Genomic DNA, 22,116 nt, shown 5'->3' with positions numbered 1-22,116 from the left:
TCTTATTCCTCTATTTTAATAATCTTGGTCAACCATTTTCCAAGTGGAAGTATTTCCCACTCTTGTTTCTTCAATAACTTCAATAAAACCGCAAGGACCACAAAAATGATGATCCCTATCGGGATTAAAACAACATTCACAAAAATTGAAGAAAGACGATTCAAGGGAATGTAATAGACTATCAACTGTTCAATAGCTCTTACTGACAGTGACATCAATAGTCCAGCCCAAATGGCTTTCCCAAGAAATGTCCATTTCAATACTAAAAATCCCAATTGATTCCGATAAATAAATAGCATCCCCAATAAGATGACCAGTTCACTCATGACCGTTGCCAAGGCTGCGCCAGCAATATGGAAAGCTGGCACTAAAACGATATTCAAGCCAATCTTGACGATCAGGGAAATAATGAACAAAACCAACTTGGCTAAATTTTGTCGTGAATCACTGCTAGTTACCGCAACTAATAAATTGATGATCGATACAAAGAATATCGAGCACATATAAATTGCTAAAGCAACTGAGCCATTGGTATTAGTGAACAACATCGTATTGATATCCGGCATCAAAGCGACCAATCCGGCTGTCTCTGCAACAGCTATAACCGTACAGACACGAACCAAACGTTCAATCAAATTTTTGCGTGTTTGACTATCATCGCCCTTTTTCAGTTGCGGCATAATGGTTGAAATAAACGACAACGAAATGACGATACCTAATTGGATCAACGGCTGGGCCCGGTCAAAGACACCTTTAGCCACTTCAGCGGGTCCCAAAGCCATCCCATCCGACATCAATAGTCTAATCATACTAAAAGAATCTATAAATTGATAAAAAATCGTAATTCCTGTAAAAAAAATTATTAAAACGATTTCAAGACCCAGACCAGTTTCAAGTTTGATAACTGGCTGAGACTGCTTTTTCGTTATTGGTGCTTGTCTCAATAAATATGTAAAAAATAATATCACGACCGCAAACAGACCACCAACGAAAGCGCCACTATTAGCTAGTGCCCCCATTTGATATAAATCGATCGACTGGCGACTGAACATCAAGGCTGCAGCAATAATTAAAACGATCCGGACCAATTGCTCAATAACTTGTGAGATGGCGCTTGGCTCCATCACGAGATCACTTTGAAATAAACCTCGTAGACTTGCCTCAAACGGAATCAACAAGAAAGCTAGACTAACAGTTCTGATCTCGGGATACAAATTAATATCACCCATGAATCTTGCCATACTTTTTGACAACATCCAAATGACAGCCGTAGCAATGATCGCTAAGCCTAAAAGAATTAGGAAGACCCACTTCAACAATTTCTTCTTACTTTCAGGATCTGCCTGCTGAGCAAAAGTTTTCGACAACACCACTGGAAGACCAGTCAAAGCTAAAACAGAGAAGATCCCATAAATTGGATAAACTTGCTGATATATAAAGTAGCCTCGATCACCGACGATGTTTTGCAGTGGTATCCGATAGACAGCACTCAATAATTCCGAAAACAGTGAAGCAATCGTTAAGACCCAAGTTCCACGAATAGCTTTGTGTACGGTATTATTCATCATTGTTCTTGTTTCTCCGCTTTTTTAGCTCGCTTTTTTTTCATTTGTTCAAACTTGATTGCCATTTTTTCGGCAAACACTTGCAATTGTTTGAACCATTCACCAGCATCGACACTCTTAGAATCTAAGGTAATGGTGAATTCTTCGTTTTTATCTTTAACAGTTGCCTTCATATTCGTATTCTCTAAAAACTTAAAGACCAAATCACCTGTTAAGTAATCACTAGCCTTCTGGTCAAAGGTAATGGCAATTGCGCCATTCCTCATCATGACCTTTTTAACTAGAGATTGATCTAAGTTGGCCTTCAATAAGGAAACGTCCAACAAATTAGCAACTTGAGCAGGATACTTTCCGAACCGGTCGATCAATTCTGAACGAACCTCTTGATAATTTTCAACGGAATCAATTTGTCTGATCCGTTTGTACAATTCAACTTTTTGCCGCTCATCGGTAATGTAATCCGCTGGCAGATAAGCATCGATCTCCAGATTAAGTTCTGAATTGGTTTTCTCAGTTTTAGTATGGCCTCGTTTTCTCGCTACAGCTTCATTAAGCATTTGACTATATAAATCAAATCCAACTGAATCAATAAATCCATGTTGCTGTTTGCCTAGTAAATTACCTGCACCACGAATCGACAAGTCACGCATGGCAATCTTGAAGCCAGAACCTAATTCTGTAAAGTTCTTGATAGCTTCCAATCTTTTCTCACCGACTTCGGTCAAGACCTTATTTGGACGATACATCAGATATGCGTATGCTACCCGACTGGAACGACCAACACGTCCTCTGATTTGATAAAGCTGAGATAATCCGTAACGATCAGCATTTTCAACGACCAATGTATTGGTATTGGGCATATCAACACCTGTTTCGATAATTGTTGTCGTGACTAGAACATCATAATCGCCCTCCAAATAATCAGAAATAACACCTTCCATTTGAGTCTGGTTCATTCGTCCGTTGGCTGTGGCAACACGAGCTTCAGGAACCAAAGCTTGAATCTGATCAGCAACTTGTTCCATATCTTCAACCCGATTATGCAAGTAAAAGACTTGGCCGCCTCGCTCCATTTCACGTTTGATAGCACTAGCAACCACGTCAAAATTTTGTTCCATAACGTAGGTTTGGACTGGATAACGATTACTTGGTGCGGTTTCGATCAGTGATAGATCACGTACACCTAACATTGACATGTTCAAAGTCCGCGGTATCGGTGTCGCTGTTAAGGTCAATACGTCAACGTTAGCTTTTAATTCCTTGATTTTTTCCTTGTGTTTAACACCAAATCTTTGTTCCTCATCTATAATCAAAAGACCGATGTCATGGAATTTAACATCCTTGGACAATAACCGATGTGTTCCGACGACGATATCTATTTCACCAGTCTGTAATTTCTCAATGATTTCTTGACTTTCTTTACGAGTTTGGAATCGTGATAGGACGGCGATATTAACAGGAAAGCCTTCAAAACGGTCTTTCATGGTCTCGTAATGTTGTTGTGACAGCAAGGTCGTTGGTGCTAAGAATACGACCTGCTTACCATCTTCGACGGCTTTAAAGGCTGCTCTTAAGGCAACCTCGGTCTTACCAAACCCAACGTCCCCAACCAACAGCCGGTCCATGGGATGAGCTTTTTCCATGTCACGCTTGATCTCATCGACTGATCGCAATTGGTCTGGTGTTTCTGGATATGGAAAGGCGTTGTCGAAGTCATGCTGCATTTGGTCGTCTTTCGGGAACGGATGACCTTTTTCAGCTTCACGTTTAGCGTAAAGATCAATCAGGTCATCAGCGATATCTTCAATGCTCGATTGAACCTTACGTTTCGTTTTAGCCCACTCTTTACCACCAAGTTTGTTGATCTTGGGTGATTTTCCTTCAGAAGAAACATACTTTTGTACCATGTCCAATTGAGATACGGGGATGAACAAACGTCCATCGTCACGATATTCAATCGTGATATAGTCTTGATGCTTACCATCAACTTCCATCGTCTTCATACCGATAAATTTACCGATACCATGGTTGACGTGAACGACATAGTCGCCAGGTTTCAACTCGGAATAACTCTTCAAACGTTCCGCATTAGCCAATGTTTGATGGCGACGACGTTTAGGCTGTTTATTGAAGAGTTCTTTTTCAGTAATGACTGCCAATCGCTCTTCCGGGATTTCAAATCCAAACCCTAGATCAGCATTGATGATCTGTGTTTGTTCCGGCAGAATCTTATCCGGGCTCGTCAAAGTAGCCTTGATCCCAAAGTCGACCAAGGTCCGATTGATGGCTTGAATCCGTTTATCGTTACTGATCATGATGATGACGGTATAAGCCTGCTTTTGCCATCTTTCAACTTCAGATTTGAGCAGTGGCATTTGACTGAAGAATTGCTGCATCGACCGAACCGGCACATTATGCAATTGATCCAGTCTCGTATGACCCATCCCTTGTTGGAACGTCGATAAATAAACTTGGCCATGATGGTCAGCTTTCACGCAATCGACGAATTTTTGACGGATCTTTTGCTCTGGCAAAGCCTTGCCATATTCTAACTGACTGGCAAGCCAATCTTGATTGTCCTGTTGATTGTCATTCGATTGTTCAACCAAACGGTTGTATTCATTGAAGACAACCAAGTCGTCTTTGTCTAAATAATCCAGCAAACTGCTAGGTTGGTCGATCAAATAGTCGATGATGCTGCCAAGGTTGTCAGGACGCATCCCTTCTGCCAAGGCATCGATTGTCTGACCAAAGGAGACTTGGAGATTGTTTTTAACATCTTTATCATCAGTCTGAAGTTGTTTGTCATAACTTTTTTGTAATTTCTTTAATCCAGCGGTTGCTTGTTCATCCGTAACGATCCGGTCTTTGGCTGGCAAAATGGTTATTTCTGTCTGTTCTTCAATACTTCTTTGCGTTTCGGTGTCGAAAGTCTTGATCTTATCCACTTGATCGCCAAAAAATTCAATTCTGACTGGATCATCTAATGTCAGTGGATAAATATCGACGATATCACCACGGATCGCAAAGTCCCCAGGCTTAGCAACTAATTTTTCTTTACTGTAGCCTAGTTGAACAAAGACACTGTTCAAACTTTCGAGATCGTACTCTTCATCACGAACGATCTTCAAGCGCGATTGTTCAAAGAGTTCCTTGGCTGACAAGGCATATTCAATGCCTGATGTAGAAGTCACCAAAATACCTGGCTGATCTTCGGTCAAGAAATTCAAGGCATCGATTCTTTGACTCAATTCATCCGGTGAACTGGTAGCAATCTCAGTTGAGATTGCTTCCTCAACTGGGAAAAGGTGAACTTGTTCATTATTAAGGAGATTCAGATCATCAAACAGTCGATTAGCATGATAGTTAGTGTTTTCGACAATGATGATTTTTTGTTCAGTTTTTCGCAATGTTTCCAATGCAAAAAGGGAAATCGTCGAACCGGTCAAACCTGTTAACATACTTTTCGTATCAGGCTTAACATTCTCGATAAATTCCCCAAGCTTAAGCTTATTGGTGATGTACTTTAAAAAATGCACATTTGGCCCCCTTCCAAAAGGTAGCTAATTATACTTATTCATTAATTGATTGAAGTTGGCACCGTCGACCCAATCAACACAAGCTGCAGCAGCATTATCGATACCGTTGAAGGCAGCAGGTGCATCGTCTTTAGAAAATGGCGTCAAGACCCAATTTACCACGGTCTGTCTTTGTGGATGCTGAATCCCAATCTTGATTCGTTTGAAATCCTTGGTGCCTACAGCTGAAATTATACTCTTTATTCCATTGTGACCACCAGCTGAACCCTTAGAACGTATTCTAATTTTTCCAATTGGCATGTCGAGATCGTCTTGAATGACCATGATCTCGTCGTCTTGAATTTGGAAATAGCCTTTGAGCATCCGGACTGCTCGACCTGAATCATTCATGAACGTTAATGGTTTAACTAAGAAGACTGTTTCACCATCAACTTTGAATTTACAATATTCAGCATCGAAGTCTTTCTTCATTTGGGTTTGATCATAGTGCTCCATTAGCTTGTCGATAGTCATGAAGCCCATATTATGCTTTGTTTTGTCATATTTTTTGCCGGGATTTCCCAAGCCGATAATACATTTCACTGTTAATTCCTCATTTCGAAGTCCAATTATATCATTTAAGATAAGAAAAATTTTCACGAATTTCGTATCGTTATTGTACATTACTAGTTATTATTTGTATAATTGTTTACGGAACAAATTATTTTTTTGAAGGGATGATATTTAAAAATGACGACTCCAACAAATGAAAAGAATCATCAAAAAGTACTATTAGTCGGTGACGGTGCTGTAGGTTCAACTTACGCATACGCTATGACACTTCAAGGTATTGCTCAAGAATTAGTTATCTGCGATATAGCTAAAGACAAGATCAAGGGTGACGCAATGGACCTTGCTGATGCACTTCCATTCTCATATCCTAAGAACATCCGCGCCGGTGAATATTCAGACGCTAAAGATGCTGACTTAGTTGTTATCACTGCTGGTGCACCACAAAAACCAGGTGAAACAAGACTTGACTTAGTTAACAAGAACTTGAACATCTTGAAGACAATCGTTGATCCTATCGTTGATTCAGGATTTAATGGTATCTTCTTAGTTGCTGCTAACCCAGTTGATATCTTGACATACGCTACATGGAAACTTTCAGGTTTCCCTAAGGAACGTGTCATTGGTTCAGGTACATCACTAGATACTGCCAGATTACAAAAATTTGTCGGTGAAGCATTAGACGTTGACCCTCGCTCAATCCATGGTTACATCATGGGTGAACATGGTGATTCAGAATTTGCTGCATGGTCACATCTTACAATCGGTGGCGTTACAATGAACGAATGGATGGAACAACATCCAGAAATCACACAAGAAACTCTTGACGGAATCTACAAGAAGGTTGTTAACGCAGCTTACGACATTATCAATACTAAGGGTGCTACATTCTACGGTATCGGTACTGCTCTTGCAAGAATTTCAAAAGCCTTGCTTGCTGACGAAAACACTGTTCTACCATTATCAAATATGATGACTGGTCAATACGGCGTTTCAGACATTTATATTGGTTCACCTGCTATCGTTAACCGTAAAGGTTTGAAGCAAATCATCGAAGTTCCATTAACAGATGAAGAATCAAAACAAATGCACAAATCAGCTGATGAATTAGCTAAGATCCTCAAAGATGGTTTCGAAGCTACTGGAATCAAAGGTCGTCAATAATCCTGATTATAAAGAATGCTTAGGCATTCTTTTTTTTTGTCCAAATTTACTGTATTATAGGTACATCTAGTTCAAATGGAGCGTATATTATGTTAGTTAAATCATTAGTCCAAAAAAAGGAAAAATTGACGACTGTCAAAGAAAGTATCACCCTCGAACAAGCACTGAAAATCTTGGAAGACTCAGGCTTCCGCTGTGTGCCCATTTTAGACGAAAGCGGTCAAATATTTAGGGGAAATATTTACAAGATGCACATCTATCGTCATAAATCACGGGGCGGCGACATGAGCTTACCCGTCACAACTTTGATGAAAAACGCAACAAAAACAATCAGCGTTGACTCACCATTTTTTAAGGTCTTCTTCAATATTAAAGATTTACCTTACATCGCTGTTTTAGACGAGTCAAATTTATTTTACGGGATCTTAACTCACTCACGTTTGTTGAGCATGTTATCTGATGCCTGGAACCTTGAGATCAGTAGCTTCGTGCTAACTGTCAACTCATCTGGTGACCGTGGAGATCTAGTGAAAATGTCAAAGATCATTTCCCGCTATGTTTCGATTGCTGCTTGTGTGACCTTAGATGCTAAGTCGAATGAAATTGTCCGTCGTTCTCTTTTCACATTACCTTCAGGAACTTCAGTCGATACTTTGAAACTGATCATCAAAAAATTAGAACGTAAAAGTTTTGTCGTTTCCGAAATCGATGACCTTAAATCAGGCCGAATCTTAGATAAGAACACTTTATAAGATCAACAAAATAAGGAGCTCTCAAATCATCATTGATGACTTGAGAGCTCCCTTTTTTATTTATTTTCTAATGACATATCTAAAAGTTGGACCATTTTGCTCAACTAACAATATCTCATGATGCCGATTCTTAGCATCGACAGGAATATTATTGATCGATTGCGGACAATCACTGATGATCTCAATGACCTCACCATCTTTCATGTCGTCATAGGCATCAACAGTTTTCATTGCTGGGAATGGACAGGGTTCTCCTTCAAGATTTAGAAAATAGTCAATCGTATAATCTGTTTTTGCTTCTTTCATGATAACTCCTCCTGTTGTATTGCGTGTGTATTATTATTTTGTTTCCGGAAATACCATTTAACGTAAACATAAACTAATCCAAGCATTACTAGTAATCCTACATAAGTGATGATCAATCCACCATATGGCCCAAAGGTTTGTAGCAAATTGACTTCTGGATAATTGTAGGCCATAACGGGTGCAATTTGATCCCAAACTAAGACTAGTAAAATCGAGCCCAAAACATTGCCAACACCAACTAGCATGTAATGCACTTGACCTTCAACGGCCCGATACATCCAACCAGTCTCACAACCACCAGCGATAACGATACCAACACCGAAGATAAAGCCACCAACGATCGTGTTCAGGCCAGCCCAATGAATTGTTGCTGGTGTACCACCCTTGATAAAAATAAAGGTACCGATAGTACTGAAGATCATTCCTAAAATAATAGCTACGGTCATGTTCGAACGTCCAGCCGTCCATAAGTCTCTAAAGGCTGAAGTAAAACAAACTTGACCCTTTTCAAGCAAGAATCCAAAACTCAATCCAAAGACTAAGACTAATGGGAACATGGCTTGAATATTGAATTCAAAGAATAGTAAGAACAAGATCAAAGCTGCACAGGCAACTAATAACCAATTATTTCTCTTTGTATGATCAACATCGTGGATACCATACAAATGGTGCTTGTGGACTTTTTTCATTTTGATCTTCGACTGAAACATTGGCCTTTTAATTATTTGCGTCCCCACATACGTACCAATGATCGTAAAAATAGTAAAGAACCAAGCGTGTAATGAGAACTGTGGAATTCCAGTGAAGAATGCTGCCAAATTACATCCCATAGCTAACCTAGCACCAAATCCTGCCATAATTCCACCACCAAGTGCTTGAAAGACCCGAGTCTTAGAAGTTGGCATCCTAAATTTAACGTTATTTGAAATCAAGGCTGAAACAAACATTCCGATGAACATCCCTATGATCATTACCCCATCGATCCTGGTTAAAGGTGTTCCCTTAAATTTGATCAGCTTGAAATATGAGAATTGTGAAGTATCAACTCCAACAAAGTTCATTAGATGTCCACCCCATCTAGTGAACTCTCCAGTGACAGCCCACTGTTTGGAAGTCAGTCCAAAAAAGTAAGCTGAGAGCATGCCTAATATAGGAACCACAATTAATGGGTTCCACGTTTTTCGTAATCGATTCATAAAGTCCTCCTACTTTGTAATATTCTTCACTATTTATTATATCAAATATGAATGATTTATAAAACGTTTTCAGTAAGATATTTATATAAGTTAGGGTATTCCCTAAGCTTCATTTAGTGGGCTTCTGGTTATCATTTGATAAGCGATTTGGCACTGTTGATTAATCGTGAACAAGTGTATTTCCATAATGCTGACTTTAAATTTTGTAAGAAATAAAAAAACTTTTGAAATTAATTAACTCATTTCAAAAGTTTGTGAATTATTTATTAATCTTTTTTGCAACATCATTTAAACTAATGATAATTTTTTCAAAGTCACTTTCATCGATCGATCTAAGATCAAGAAAGACTTGTCCATGATTGATCCGACTAATGATCGGATACTTGGCATATTCCAATAAACGATTCAATTTTGTTTCCGAGGCACTAGCCTTTAAATCAATCAAATACGTCGGTAATTGAACATCAGGGAACGAACCGCCACCGACCATTGAAGTACCTTCAGCAATCGTAGCTTGAAAGTCAGTTTTATCTAAGATCAGTTTTTGTAATTTCGTAGCTTTCTCTAAGACGACACCTTTGTCCATTGTCAGTTCACGCAAGACAGGAATTTTTTCAATCGCATGTTCTGGGTCCCGATAGATCTTCAAAGTCGCAATCAGAGCTGATAAGGTCATTTTATCGACACGTAAAGCTCTCAACAACTGATTATGCTTGATCCGATCAATGTATTTCTTCTTACCAGCAATGATACCAGCTTGAGGACCACCGAGTAATTTATCACCAGAGAACATAACTAGGTCACAAGATTCCACCTCTTCACGGATGGTAGGTTCATGACCAAAACCATATTGATCCAAGTTCAACATCAAGCCACTACCTAAGTCATTGACCAGTGGTAAATGGTATTTAGTGCAGAGTTGAGCTAGTTCTTTAGAATCAGGCGTTTCTGAAAAACCAATCAACTTATAGTTACTAGTGTGAACACGCAAGATTCCACCAGTTTCTTCATTGATGGCATTCTCGTAATCTTTGATATGAGTCTTATTAGTTGTTCCGACTTCTTTTAAGATGCCACCAGTTGAAGTGATGATATCAGGAATCCTAAATGATCCGCCAATCTCGACTAATTGGCCACGCGAAATGATCAATTCCTTCTGGTTGAACAAGGTACTCAAAACTAGCATGACGGCTGCGGCATTATTGTTGACGACGATGGCATCCTCAGCACCGGTTAATTCAGACACCAGTTGACCAACGTATTTATAACGATCCCCACGTTGACCGATAGTAATGTCATACTCCAAATTAGTGGCGTGATTGGCAACTGACTCGATAGCTTTGACCGCTGAATCAGGCAACTTTGCCCGACCAAGATTAGTATGCAGGATTACCCCTGTAGCATTGATGACCGGTTGTAAGCGTCTGACGCGCCGATCAGCCAATTTTTTCTCGACCTGTTTGCTCAAATAGTCATCATTGATGTCATCTAGCTTACCTTCTAAAACTTGTTGGCGTGTTTCATCGAGGACATCATCGATGATTTTTTTAACGACCGGTTGAGTTGAATTTTTGATCCAGCGTTTGGCGTCGGAAGAATTCAGCATTTCATTGACTGATGGTAATTGACGTAAAATTTTACTTGCTTCCATTAAACTTCCTCAGCACTTTCGGCAATCATTTTAGCAATTGCTTTTAATAAGGTGTCAACTTCGGCTTCTGTATTGAAACTCGAAAGCGACAATCTGACGATTCCTTGTTCGACGGTGCCAAATGTTTGATGGACTTTGGGTGCACAGTGAGCACCTGAACGCGTGGCAATTTGGTAATTATCCCATAACCACTGTCCGACGTCGGCTGAATTTACGTCTTGCAAGTTAAAGGAAACGATACCTGTAGTTTCGAAATCCTTTGGTGTATAAATTTTTATTTGTGGATATTGTTCTAAACCAGCATAGATTTTTTTAGTTAAACTATTCACCTGCTGACGGATATTTTTGACACCTTTATCTAGGACATATTTAACGCCTTCGGACAATCCAGCGATACCAGGAACGTTTAAAGTCCCAGCTTCCAAATGAGTCGGAAATTGGTCAGGCATACTAGGATTAAATGATTCGATCCCAGTACCACCACTCTTTAAAGGTTCAATCTCTAATGACTGCTTGAGGCAGATGCCACCGGTACCTTGTGGACCATAAAGTGATTTATGACCGGTAAAACACAAAACGTCGATACCCATTTTTTGGATATCAATATCTTCAAAACCAGCAGTCTGTGATGCATCAACAACAAAAATGATGTGATGCTTCTGACAAAACTCACTGATTTGTTTGATTGGCAAAATATAGCCAGTAACGTTTGACGCATGAGTACAAATAAAGAGTTTAGTATTCGATTGGACAGTTTTTTCCAACTGGTCAACTGCTAGCTGACCTGTCTTAGGATCGAATGGCAAATAGCTAACTTCTACCTGATCATTTTTCTTCAATTGTTCCAACGGACGGATAACTGAATTGTGCTCATAATCAGTCGAAATGGCGTGGTCACCGGATTTTAAAATTCCCTTCAAGACAGTATTCAAACTCTCAGTGGCATTATGGGTAAATGTTACCAGTGATGTGGAAGGAACATTGAAAAGCTGTTTGATCCGTTCACGAGCTAAATTGACCTCGTCACTACTATTAACACTGTAATCAGATGAATCGCGGCCGGGGTTCCCGTAGTCACCACTATTTAAAATATTGCCAACCTTTTGGCCAACCGTCTTGGGTTTCATTGCCGTAGTAGCTGAATTATCAAAATAAATCATTAGCTTTCCCTCCTAGTCAAAACTCTCATGTTCTCTTTACGGCGTGTCACACCTTGTTTATCCATATATTCAAGGATCATCATCCCATATTTCCGGCTTGCACCTGACAAATCACGGAATTCAGCAATCGTCATAGTTTCGTTTTCTTTCAAATATTTGATGACTTTTTTAGTCACATCATCAAAGACTGATTTGAGCATGACATTCTTTTCACCTAAACGAACGACTTGTTGACCTTCGAGTGATTGTAAGACTTCTTTCTTATTCTTATCATCACCTGTCAAATCAGTGTCACTGGGTGGCATCAAAGGCTTTTTCTGCAAATCGGCGATGATCTCTTGATAAGCCTTTTCCTGATATTTATTGAATTTAACCTTAAAATCAGCATCGGCGACAATGTATCCAGAGATACGGACTTTCTTTTGTGTCACCATGTTTTCTAAGATTTTCTCCATCGTCTTGCCATCGACTTGGTCCTTGAAACTACTCAATAATTCCTCTTTATTCATGCCCTTTTGCAAACGATTCTTTTTGTGATAGGCATCTAAAGCAGCAATGACTTCCTTCTCGAAACTAGCTAGTCTTTCTTGATTGATAACTATCTTGCCAAATTTAACGGCCGTTTTAGCTTCAACTAAGTCATTAACGATCTCTTTAGTATCATCGACTGAGATATTCAAATAATCGGCAATACCATCAACTGTAACCCCTAATTCAGCTTGATTCATCAGGAATTCCAAAACAATTTGTTCTTGATTACCTGAGGCTTGGATCGACAATTGCTCCAAAACATCTTCATTATAGCGACGATGTTTTTTAGGATTAGGATCGAGGATCGTGCCACCACCAATCAAGGTCATTGGTGAGTAAGAGCGCAAAATATAATGATCTCCTTTTTTGACAGCAACTGGTTCTTCAAGACGCAACTGTAAATAGTTATCACCATTAGCACTGACATGTTCCTCTCCTAATGGCACTACTCTAGCGATGACTTCTTGAGCCCCTAAATAAACCCGGACCCGACTCCAAAGATTGACTAAATGGGCACTTTTATCAGGTAATAACTTGAATGAAATATCCAACATCGAAGTTGGTTTGACGTTACCTGGTAAAGTCAATACATCTCCACGTCTGACCTCTTCAGTTTTCAAATTGGCTAAATTAATGGCTGTTCTAGTCCCCGGCATAGCTTTATCGACATCTTCATCATGAACTTGAATATTTCTGATCTTTGCCTGTTTACCGCTTGGGAAGACTTCCAAGGTCATGCCATTTTCAACTGAACCTTCCAATAAAGTTCCAGTGATAATAGTTCCAAAACCTTTGATTGAAAATGAACGGTCAACATTGATCCGTGGGACACCATTGAATTTCGGCTTTTTGATGGATTCAACTTTTTGATCCATTACTTTGATCAGTTCATCCATACCAGTTCCACTGACCGCATCAACGGGCATGATGGGTGCCTCGATTTTATGAACTTTCATGAAATCTTTCACATCTTCAGTAACTAAATCTTTCATTTCATCGTCAACTGTATCGATCTTACTGAGAACGACAATATAATTATCGATACCTAACAATGACATGATTTCAACGTGTTCTTTAGTTTGTGGCATGATACCTTCACCAGCATCGACCACTAGCAAAACTAAATCAATCCCACTCAAACCTGCAATCATATTTTTCAAGAAACGTTGGTGTCCCGGGACATCAACGATTCCTACTTGTTCATGATTTGGTAAATCGAAAAAAGCGAAGCCCAAATTGATCGTTAAGCCACGCTTTTTTTCGGCTGCAGTGGTATCTGTGTCGATACCTGTCAGAGCTCTAATTAATGTTGTTTTACCATGATCAACATGTCCGGCCGTCGCAATAATGATTTGATCTTGACCTACTGTTTCCATGATAGCCCCCTACTGGTCAATCTGATAAGTGCTTTTGACACCTACACGATTGCCTTTATAAATCGCTTGATATTGCAGTCCTTTTTTCGTTAACAGATCCAAGATCTCAGCTTTCTTCTGATAGTTGAATCTGACACTCATGCCGCATCCCGCAGAAATACTGCCTGGCGTTGATATGATGCTTGACGTGTAATCAGGATATTGCTTGAGCAATTCCTTGATCGAGATAGCTTCATGAGTTGTTTTAAAGGTCATTAATCCAAAAGTTTGTGCCATAAAATTGCCTCTAATCTGGTCTAACGATTCTATTTTGTTGACGCATCATTTCAACAATATTGAACATATTAGTGATTGATCCAATAGCAATCTTATCTTTCAGACCGAAATAATCGATACATGCACCACAACCAATGATCTCAACACCTGCTTCTTCAAGCGCCTTCAAGTCTGTTAAATAATCTGAACCTTCTTGTAACAATTTAACACCGCCGTTATAACAGATGATCTTATCTGGTAAGACGTCTTGTTCAGTTAATGAATAAACGAAACCATGAAGTAAGTTTTGCCCTAGAGTTTCATCACCGTGTCCCATAGTATCGGTATTAATGACTACGATATATGATTCACCTTGATCATTGAAACCAGCTTTAGCAGGCTGTTGTTGATCTGATTCATCAGTTTTCTTCAAAGTGACTTTCCACTCATTGTCGCCTGATTCAACCACGTTATAATCATATTTCTTTTGAATAGCTAACTTTTTCAAGTTATGTGGAGCCATGTCATCGTCAACTTGTACTTCAACTTCGTCAGTTGACTTCAATGCCTTCTTGGCCATAATGATTGATGCTGGACATACCTTACCTAATGCGTTGATCTTTTCCATGATATTTCCCCCTATTTAACAATAATTTCCTGGTCCTCTTTTTCAACGACATGCCCAATACATGAACTTCTTAAATCAAGAGTATTCAACTTATTGAGCACGTCATTGGTATATTTAGGATCGATACTGAACAATAATCCACCTGAAGTTTGTGGATCAAAGAGAACTTCCTCGAGTCCAATATCGTCAAACGTAAAGTCGATCTTTCCTTTCAAGAATTCACGATTACGTTCTCCACCACCAGTGGTCAAAAGATCACCGGCACATTCATAAGCTGATGGCAAGATAGGAATATTGGTCGAATCAAGCACAGCAGTGTATTTATCATCTAAAAATTCATTCAAATGACCTAAAAGGCCAAAGCCTGTGACATCAGTACATGCTGAAATTGGATAATCACGAATAATATCAGCGGCATATTTGTTCAAAGTTGTCATGCTGTCTACGGCATTGTCGAAAGCATCTTCACCCACAGCATCCACTCCGTAGGCAGAAGTGATGATCCCGACACCTAATGGCTTAGTTAAGATCAAGTCATCGCCTAATTGGCAAGTATCGTTTTTCCAAATTTTCTTCGGATCAACGATTCCGTTGACCGACAAACCATATTTAGGACGCTGGTCTTGAATCGAGTGGCCACCGGCTAGAAATCCACCAGCTTCATTGACTTTTTCCAAGCCACCTTGAAGGATCTTCTTTAAAATATCCTGGTTCATTTCTTGGGGAAAACAAACCACATTTAAAGCAGAAACCACTGAACCACCCATGGCCCAAATATCACTTAACGCATTGGTTGCAGCAATCTTTCCAAACAAATATGGATCACTGACCATCGAAGTAAAGAAATCGATTGTCTGAATAATTGCTGTGTCGTCGTTGACTTTGATGATTGCCGCATCGTCAGTCGTCTCGAAGTCGACCATTACATCTGGTTTTTCTTTTTGATGTAAATCCTTTAAAATATTTTCCAATTTTCCAGGTCCCAATTTAGCATTGCAACCACCACACACAATTAATTTTTCAGTTGTATCCATAATCTCATCCCCCGATTGATTGTTAATCTATTAAACTTGATTATTTTGTTTCTGAACTAGCCTGAGAGTCTTTATCAGAATCTTTTTCGGATTCCTTTTCAACTTCCTCGACCGTTTGTGACTTCTCTTTGATACCTTGATAAAGCATTTGAATACCAGTAAATGTAACTACGACGATGATCAACCATGTCAAGACGTTCAAATCAAGACTCTTGACGAAGAGTACAGCGATAGCAACACCGATAACACCACCAATAGTGATACCTAAACTGGCATGACGGTTATAATTTCCAGCTTTAATAAATTCATAGGCAGCAACTGGCATCAAGACAGCACAAGATGTCATCATGATTGGAAAAGCAACGTCAGGACTCATACCTAACATGTAGACCATAGCCATACATGGAGCATACAGACCAACACCGGCAGTCATCAATGAACCCAAGATAAAGTTACCGACGATAGCGATCACAAGGTTCAGACCGTGTAGTCCAATAGCTGTATTCCCGGCACCTAAGGCACTTAAAATACCTAATTGAGAAAGCAGCATCAAGATTGCTGTCAGAACTAGTGCGACACCCATGACGATCCGAACGATTTTTTCGTTGAATTTGCTCATTACTTTAGAACCGATGAATGATCCTAAGGCAGCAGCAACAACTAAGGAGATCAAAGTCGTTCCTTCAACCTTGATAGTATTAGTAAATAAGAAGGCTTCAACGATAACCGGAATCGAGCATGATACTGTCAAAGTTCCTGGAATATACTTATCTGATTTCATATATTTGGTAAGTTTCAGTAACATCGTTGTTGGTGCATAACTTCCGATACCTAAAGCATCCAGAAAGTTCGTAATAAAACCAATACCTGCAGCTTTAGGAATACTTCCATCATTTTCTTTTTTGTGCTTGAGGTAATCGCGCCCAAACAAGATGAAAATATAAACTAAAAGGATGGCAAGTACGATATGAATAAAGCGTAATATCATGATAGTTCCTCCTTATTTTAATTCGAATCCGTGTACTAATGGATCAGTTGGATCAAATACAAATCGATTGAATCCAGTTATCCAAGCGGAACCGGTGATTTCAGGAATTATCGCTGGTATATCGCCTGCTTTAGTCTCTTTAACAACGCGTCCATAAAATTTAGTTTTCAAAATACTTTCGTAAACGAATTCTTCGTCAATACCTAATTGACCCTTGGCATGCAAGGTAGCCAATTTGGCACTCGTCCCTGTACCACAAGGAGAACGGTCAACTTGACCATCACCAAAGATGACGACATTTTGCTTAGTGCTTTCTTCATCTTTGGGATCACCGTACATTTCAACTAAGTCGACTGTCTTGATGTAGTCCAAAGTGGGATGTTGGACCTTGACTTGCTCATTGACTGCTTTAAGGATCTTCATCCCTGTATCAGCTAATTGTTGCGAGTTTTCTGGTTCGATCTTTTCTTTGACTTCCGCGATTGGCAAGATAGCGAAGAAACTTCCACCAAAGGAAATATCCAACTTAATCTTACCAATATCTGGGACATCTACAACGACATCTTTTTTGTACAAGAATGATGGTACGTTTTGAAACGAAACACTGGATACTTGATGGTCACCACTCAAGTGAGCCACAGCGTGGATCAACCCTGCTGGTGTGTCTAAAACAACTTTTTGCTCTTTAGCACCAGGTTTAACATCGATCATGCCCGTTTCCACGATTGAAGTGACCGCAGCAATCGTATTGTGACCACACATGTTCAAATAACCACCTGTGTCCATAAAAATAATTCCAAAATCAGCTTCCGGCTTCATAGGCTCAACTAAGAAAGCGCCAAACATTTCGTTGTGCCCTCTTGGCTCAAGCATGACGGCCGTTCTGATATCATCATAGTGATCGATCATATATTGTTTCTTTTCGGCGATAGTATTACCTTTTAAAATTGGAACGCCGCTTGTAATGATTCTGGCAGCTTCACCAGCGGTATGTGAATCGATGGCTGTCATCATTTTATTAAATTGCATGACTTTATCCCCCTAATTAACTTCTTGTCCATCGTGTCGCATCTTAAGTTTCAACAAGCCTAACGCTTGATGTGCATCTTTTTCAGATAGATTATTTTCACCAACCACAGTAGTTTCGATCCCGGCTGAGGATTTGTTGATATCGACCACGAATTTGGTCAATTCGTTGTTGACGACAAATCCCGCCTGGACACCAATGAATTTCAAACCGACCACGGAAATTTTTCGGTCGTCGATTTCCGTCATAGTGTTCATAAAGTCCACATCAGAATTACCCCAGCCATCAGCTGAAATAATTGCTCCATTTGCCCGCATAGCTTCAAGCATGACTGCAGTCCTGACACCGACAAGCGTCTTCAAATAATTGTCTTGTGGCGTCCCAACAACAATGATTCCTTGAAAATCAATGTCTGGATCAACTGCAACAGTCCGCACTAACGGATCACGGAAATGGTGGAGCGTGGTCTCTTTAGTTGAAGGTCCAATACCCATTTTTCATCCCTCCTAAACTAGCGCGTGAATAGCGCCATCGCGGTATTCATTCGCTGTCAATAAGATTGGCATGTTATCCATATCAATAATGGAAATGCCTTGATCTATTCCTGAAGGCTCTTTAGGAAAAACGATGTTGTCGTACATGGCACCTTGGCCGGCAACTTCTTTAACGATGGCTACTTTTGGTTTGCCGGGGTGCTTTGTATTGAAATAATCGAAACTTTCAGATGCCTCTCTAGCACTGAGCATCTTCAATTCTTCTCTAATTGGTTGTAAATAATCATCAACGGTCTTAAAGATCATCTCGCACGTTTCACGATTGAACTCAAAGTCTTGATACAATTCAGCATCGATCAAGATAACTTGATCATCTAGATCAGGAGTGCCATCTTGGCCAAATTTGATTTTCTCGTCCAAGTATCCTTCCGAAGATCCGAATTCATGGAGCTGAATACCCGTTTCGTCGGCACCGGTCAATATGACGTTGACGCCTGTTAGGGTATTGGTTAAGCCATAACCGATTTTCCCCAAAACTTTGGTGGAAATTGGGATGACATCCATGATGGTATTGACTTCAAAATGACAGTCTTTAGGGTCGACCAACTTGATGGTCAGTGACTTTAGTCGGTCATCGAGTTCAAATAACGGATGGTCGGGAATGCTTAAGCTATCTTTAGTCAGATGGTATTCCTGATCAAAATCAACATGCTGCATTGAAAAAGCTTGAATTGTTAATTTATCTTTTTTCATAGGAATAGCTCCTTATAAATAATAAAGGAGGGCTCACATTTGTGCCCTCCTTCAAGATAGCTAAATTAAACTTTAGCTATATATTCATATGGTAAAGGTACGATCTTCCCAGCTGACTCAATTGAGACAAGTTGTTTCAAGGTATCTTTAACTATTCCTGTTTGCATTTCGACGTTATTAGGTTCTCCGGCATTAGCTCCCATTGGAACACGAGGTGCTACAGCTCTAGGTGAACCATTTTGACGAACTACAGGAGGTAAAGCTGCTATTAAAATTGTTGGAATCCCTGCGGATTCAATTGCTCTCTGCACGATCACGGCAGATCTATGACAAGTTCCTCAACCGGCTGTCATGATGATGCCGTCGACATCTTCGGCTTTAAGCTTTTGAGCAATTTCTGGACCAGTCTTGTGTGTGAAGACATCAACATCTCCACCACCACCCATGAATCCATATTCAATAGGTGCTAGTCCACGAATAAATCCTGCTTTAGCTAATTCACGAAGTCTGTCAATTGGGAACATACAATTGATATCCTTGTTAACATCACTGTTATCGTAACCACCATGAGAAACCATCAAATCTTCGGCTGGTGTGTCCCAAGGGATTTCACGATAACTAGTATCTCCAGCTAAATTAAATCTTTTATCACTTTTTAGATGAACACCGGCAGCAGTAGCGATACCGATATTCATATCTTTCAGTTCTTTAGTTACCGGTGCCCAAACTGGCTTTGGGGTGATCGGAACATAAATCTCTGATTGAAGACCATCATATTTTTTTAAGGTCATTCTTTTTCCTTCCTCTCTTCAGTACGATGCTTGATCTCATCGCGATGTTTTTTATAATCATCAAAAGCTTTCACATATTTAGGATTGGGGGTCTCGGATAAAACTTCTGGGTATGACATCAAAAATCCTACTTCATGGCCTACTTGAGGCTCATGTTCGCAGATCAACATCCGCTTTGGTATTTCTAATGTTCCCAATCTACCCTTAAGTTCAATTGTCACACCGGCATCAGTTACTTCAGAGATAACTCCTTCGTAAACTGATTCGGTTGACGGATAATTCAATTTATCGTAATTGTCCATTCCTAGTACCCTTCAATCATTATTCTTTTTCGTAAATTTCTATTCTCTTCTTGCTCTTTGGTAATGATTGTTCATTTGGTTCTTCTTCAATCTTAATGTTGTCATGTTTTTCAATAACTTTAATGTTATTTTCTTTGACGTTTGGATTCCACTTACGTTCAGGTTTTTCGATCTTGCCACCGGCCATCTTTGTTTCAAGCATAGCCATAGCTCTGATTGCGTCTTCTGGACAAAGTGTATTATTTTCAAAGATTTCATTTTCGATACCTTGAGCTGACTTGTTATTATCAACCATGGCATCCATGTATTTGTTGCCGACAACTAATTGACCTTGAACGGCACTATATGTCATTCCGACAACGGGAACGCCACGTTTACCGATTTCCTCAAGATGAGAAGCAAAGTCAATATGATTATTACCAAAACCTTCTGTTGTAACAATTGCGCCGTCAACGTCCATTGCTTCAATAGTCATTCCCAATCTCTTTGAGACATAGAATTTCTCTGTGTTAGCTTGTGGTGACCCTACAAAGAGGACACCTACTAGATCGATATCTTCATCATTCATTGCTTCAAGGACCATTGGTTCACGCCAATAATGTCTTGAAGTCTCCTTTGAAGCAGGTCCGATACATGTCAAAGCATGAATACCACCATCTAATACTTCAAGTGGAGAAAGCATGATAGGTAAATTACCAAGGTCAACGTTTGGCTTTGCACCAAGAGTACCAACTGGTTCGACTGGCATGATCAAGTTATCGTGCATAGCACCTTGACCCATGATTTCCTTAACGATTACCACACGTTTTTGATTTGGATGACGTTTTTGAACTAGTTTTTCTTTATTAACGATCAGACTATCATCAGCCTTCTTCAAAGCCTCTCTGATTTCTTGAGTGATGATATCAGCAGCTTTGTGAGAAGACAAAGGTCCGATACGTTCCATGTTACGTCCAGCATCGATAGTAACTTGCGCTTTGATCATGATGTCACCTTTGTCAGGTGAACCTGGACGATTCCACATGATGTTCTTATTCATTTCACCTTCTGATGAACCGAATTCACCAATTTGGATCCCATTTTCGTCAGTACCTGTAAGAACAAAGACTGCTCCATCAAGTACTCTTGTAACACCAGATCCAATTTCGCCTTCAGCTTTAGTAGCTATAGGTTGAACATCCATGATTGTTTCACTGTATTTGTCGTAATCATCGGGTGTAATAATTTCCAAAGTCATATCTTGAACGATTTTTTCAGTCTCAACGGCTTCTTTACAAAGATCCTTTGGAGTTCTGATCGTTAAAGTTGTTCCATTGATCTCTGTCTTGTCACCAAATTTAACTTCAGTGATCTTGAAGTGATCTCTTTCTAGTTCACGAACTACCTTTGTTTGTACTTCATCCGGATTGTTATCATCTGTATCAGCAGTCGCATTGTTGTCAGCTGAATCATTATTGTTGTCATTGTTATTGGCAACAGCATTTTCAGTTGTTGAATCGTTTACGACTTTTTGGTTTGATTGATTCGGAATTGAGGTAGTGCTCGCATTTGTTGGAACTTCAAGATGAATCCCTTCACCTTTAGCAATATCGATCTTGATAACTCCATTGGAAGTTGTTCCGCTGGTAATAACTGGTGTTACCGTTTGTGCTGCGTTTTGCGCTGATTGATCAGTACTTGTTGCAACGGATGCATCTGAATTTGCATTGTCAGCTGTGTCATCTGTTGAGTTGTCCTCTGAATCATCCTTATCGGAATCATCATTTGAATCATCTGATGGTGATTGAATATTATCAACCATGTCAGGTGTCAATGGAAGCAAGGCATCAGTAGTATCTTTTAAAGTTGCTCCTAATACTTGTTCAATATTTAGGACATCATCTGGTAATTCCAAAAGGCCAGAATCCTCATAATCTGGAAATAGATCCGGGTCCTCCAAGTTTGAAGCTTGGAGTGTGATTCCGCCTTCTGCTCTACAGCATAAGACAGCTGGATCCTTGAGATGATCCATAGCAGTTTCTTTTGAAATAGACATATGTCTTCCTCCTTAAATTT

21 protein-coding genes are annotated in these 22,116 nt (G+C 39.7%); 2 read left to right on the top strand and 19 right to left on the bottom strand.

Translation table 11 applies throughout. The annotated features are described in order from the left end of the window. Window positions 1–2 precede the first annotated feature (2 nt). The 3 genes from FC27_RS08515 to pth are packed head-to-tail and all read right to left on the bottom strand — an operon-like array spanning window position 3 to window position 5,686. Window positions 3–1,568 (bottom strand): putative polysaccharide biosynthesis protein, encoded by a 1,566-nt coding sequence (locus tag FC27_RS08515; protein WP_056938098.1) that lies wholly within the window; start codon window positions 1,566–1,568, stop codon window positions 3–5. Next, on the bottom strand, window positions 1,565–5,104 hold the full coding sequence (mfd, locus tag FC27_RS08510; protein ID WP_010624946.1) for a transcription-repair coupling factor: 3,540 nt from the start codon (window positions 5,102–5,104) through the stop codon (window positions 1,565–1,567). The genes FC27_RS08515 and mfd overlap by 4 nt, the downstream gene beginning before the upstream one ends. A gap of 24 nt (window positions 5,105–5,128) precedes the next feature. Next, a complete protein-coding gene (pth, locus tag FC27_RS08505; RefSeq protein ID WP_010624947.1) occupies window positions 5,129–5,686 on the bottom strand; it encodes an aminoacyl-tRNA hydrolase in 558 nt (185 codons plus the stop codon). 147 nt (window positions 5,687–5,833) lie between these two features. On the opposite strand from pth, the gene FC27_RS08500 reads away from it, so the two are divergent. Together FC27_RS08500 and cbpA are read left to right on the top strand one after the other, a co-directional pair. Next, on the top strand, window positions 5,834–6,817 hold the full coding sequence (locus FC27_RS08500) for an L-lactate dehydrogenase (protein ID WP_010624948.1): 984 nt from the start codon (window positions 5,834–5,836) through the stop codon (window positions 6,815–6,817). An 89-nt stretch (window positions 6,818–6,906) separates the two neighbouring features. Next, window positions 6,907–7,569, top strand: a complete 663-nt coding sequence (cbpA, locus tag FC27_RS08495; RefSeq protein ID WP_010624949.1) for a cyclic di-AMP binding protein CbpA — start codon at window positions 6,907–6,909, stop codon at window positions 7,567–7,569. Between the two features lie 60 nt (window positions 7,570–7,629). Here cbpA and yedF (FC27_RS08490) read toward each other — a convergent pair whose 3' ends face one another. The 16 genes from yedF (FC27_RS08490) to prdA all read right to left on the bottom strand — a co-directional run bounded on the left by yedF (FC27_RS08490) (window position 7,630) and on the right by prdA (window position 22,096). After that, the gene (yedF, locus tag FC27_RS08490; RefSeq protein ID WP_010624950.1) at window positions 7,630–7,875 is read right to left on the bottom strand and encodes a sulfurtransferase-like selenium metabolism protein YedF; all 246 of its coding nucleotides are present in this window, start codon (window positions 7,873–7,875) and stop codon (window positions 7,630–7,632) included. Further along, entirely contained in the window at window positions 7,872–9,071 is a 1,200-nt protein-coding gene (yedE, locus tag FC27_RS08485; RefSeq protein ID WP_010624951.1) for a selenium metabolism membrane protein YedE/FdhT, read from the bottom strand. Before yedE ends, yedF (FC27_RS08490) begins: the two co-directional genes overlap by 4 nt. Before the next feature lie 259 nt (window positions 9,072–9,330). After that, entirely contained in the window at window positions 9,331–10,722 is a 1,392-nt protein-coding gene (selA, locus tag FC27_RS08480) for an L-seryl-tRNA(Sec) selenium transferase (RefSeq protein WP_010624952.1), read from the bottom strand. After that, window positions 10,722–11,882 carry an aminotransferase class V-fold PLP-dependent enzyme gene (locus FC27_RS08475; RefSeq protein WP_010624953.1) on the bottom strand — a complete coding sequence of 387 codons (1,161 nt, stop codon included), beginning with the start codon at window positions 11,880–11,882 and terminating at the stop codon, window positions 10,722–10,724. The genes selA and FC27_RS08475 overlap by 1 nt, the downstream gene beginning before the upstream one ends. Further along, the gene (selB, locus tag FC27_RS08470) at window positions 11,882–13,789 is read right to left on the bottom strand and encodes a selenocysteine-specific translation elongation factor (protein WP_010624954.1); all 1,908 of its coding nucleotides are present in this window, start codon (window positions 13,787–13,789) and stop codon (window positions 11,882–11,884) included. The genes FC27_RS08475 and selB overlap by 1 nt, the downstream gene beginning before the upstream one ends. 9 nt (window positions 13,790–13,798) lie before the next feature. Beyond that, a complete protein-coding gene (locus FC27_RS08465) occupies window positions 13,799–14,065 on the bottom strand; it encodes a putative Se/S carrier protein (RefSeq protein ID WP_010624955.1) in 267 nt (88 codons plus the stop codon). Between the two features lie 10 nt (window positions 14,066–14,075). Continuing rightward, window positions 14,076–14,672 (bottom strand): sulfurtransferase-like selenium metabolism protein YedF, encoded by a 597-nt coding sequence (gene yedF, locus FC27_RS08460; protein ID WP_010624956.1) that lies wholly within the window; start codon window positions 14,670–14,672, stop codon window positions 14,076–14,078. An 11-nt stretch (window positions 14,673–14,683) separates the two neighbouring features. Then, window positions 14,684–15,706, bottom strand: coding sequence for a selenide, water dikinase SelD (gene selD / locus FC27_RS08455; RefSeq protein ID WP_010624957.1), 1,023 nt, complete (start codon window positions 15,704–15,706; stop codon window positions 14,684–14,686). A 40-nt stretch (window positions 15,707–15,746) separates the two neighbouring features. Beyond that, window positions 15,747–16,694, bottom strand: coding sequence for a sulfite exporter TauE/SafE family protein (locus tag FC27_RS08450; RefSeq protein ID WP_010624958.1), 948 nt, complete (start codon window positions 16,692–16,694; stop codon window positions 15,747–15,749). Between the two features lie 12 nt (window positions 16,695–16,706). Continuing rightward, window positions 16,707–17,723: a proline racemase family protein gene (locus FC27_RS08445; RefSeq protein ID WP_010624959.1), complete on the bottom strand. Its 1,017-nt coding sequence runs from the start codon at window positions 17,721–17,723 to the stop codon at window positions 16,707–16,709. 12 nt (window positions 17,724–17,735) lie between these two features. Beyond that, window positions 17,736–18,215, bottom strand: a complete 480-nt coding sequence (locus tag FC27_RS08440) for a glycine/sarcosine/betaine reductase component B subunit (protein WP_010624960.1) — start codon at window positions 18,213–18,215, stop codon at window positions 17,736–17,738. A gap of 12 nt (window positions 18,216–18,227) precedes the next feature. Then, window positions 18,228–18,968: a proline reductase cluster protein PrdD gene (prdD, locus tag FC27_RS08435; protein ID WP_010624961.1), complete on the bottom strand. Its 741-nt coding sequence runs from the start codon at window positions 18,966–18,968 to the stop codon at window positions 18,228–18,230. Between the two features lie 65 nt (window positions 18,969–19,033). Continuing rightward, entirely contained in the window at window positions 19,034–19,279 is a 246-nt protein-coding gene (locus tag FC27_RS12290) for a hypothetical protein (RefSeq protein ID WP_029508212.1), read from the bottom strand. A gap of 27 nt (window positions 19,280–19,306) precedes the next feature. Further along, the gene (locus tag FC27_RS12285) at window positions 19,307–19,759 is read right to left on the bottom strand and encodes a glycine/sarcosine/betaine reductase selenoprotein B family protein (RefSeq protein ID WP_010624963.1); all 453 of its coding nucleotides are present in this window, start codon (window positions 19,757–19,759) and stop codon (window positions 19,307–19,309) included. Next, on the bottom strand, window positions 19,756–20,061 hold the full coding sequence (locus FC27_RS08420; protein ID WP_010624964.1) for a CBO2463/CBO2479 domain-containing protein: 306 nt from the start codon (window positions 20,059–20,061) through the stop codon (window positions 19,756–19,758). The genes FC27_RS12285 and FC27_RS08420 overlap by 4 nt, the downstream gene beginning before the upstream one ends. Before the next feature lie 19 nt (window positions 20,062–20,080). After that, window positions 20,081–22,096, bottom strand: a complete 2,016-nt coding sequence (gene prdA / locus FC27_RS08415) for a D-proline reductase (dithiol) proprotein PrdA (protein ID WP_010624965.1) — start codon at window positions 22,094–22,096, stop codon at window positions 20,081–20,083. Window positions 22,097–22,116 lie beyond the last annotated feature (20 nt).

Origin of the sequence: Companilactobacillus versmoldensis DSM 14857 = KCTC 3814 (genome assembly GCF_001434295.1) — a bacterium.
Classification (GTDB): domain Bacteria; phylum Bacillota; class Bacilli; order Lactobacillales; family Lactobacillaceae; genus Companilactobacillus; species Companilactobacillus versmoldensis.
This window is presented reverse-complemented; position numbering and strand designations above follow the sequence as displayed.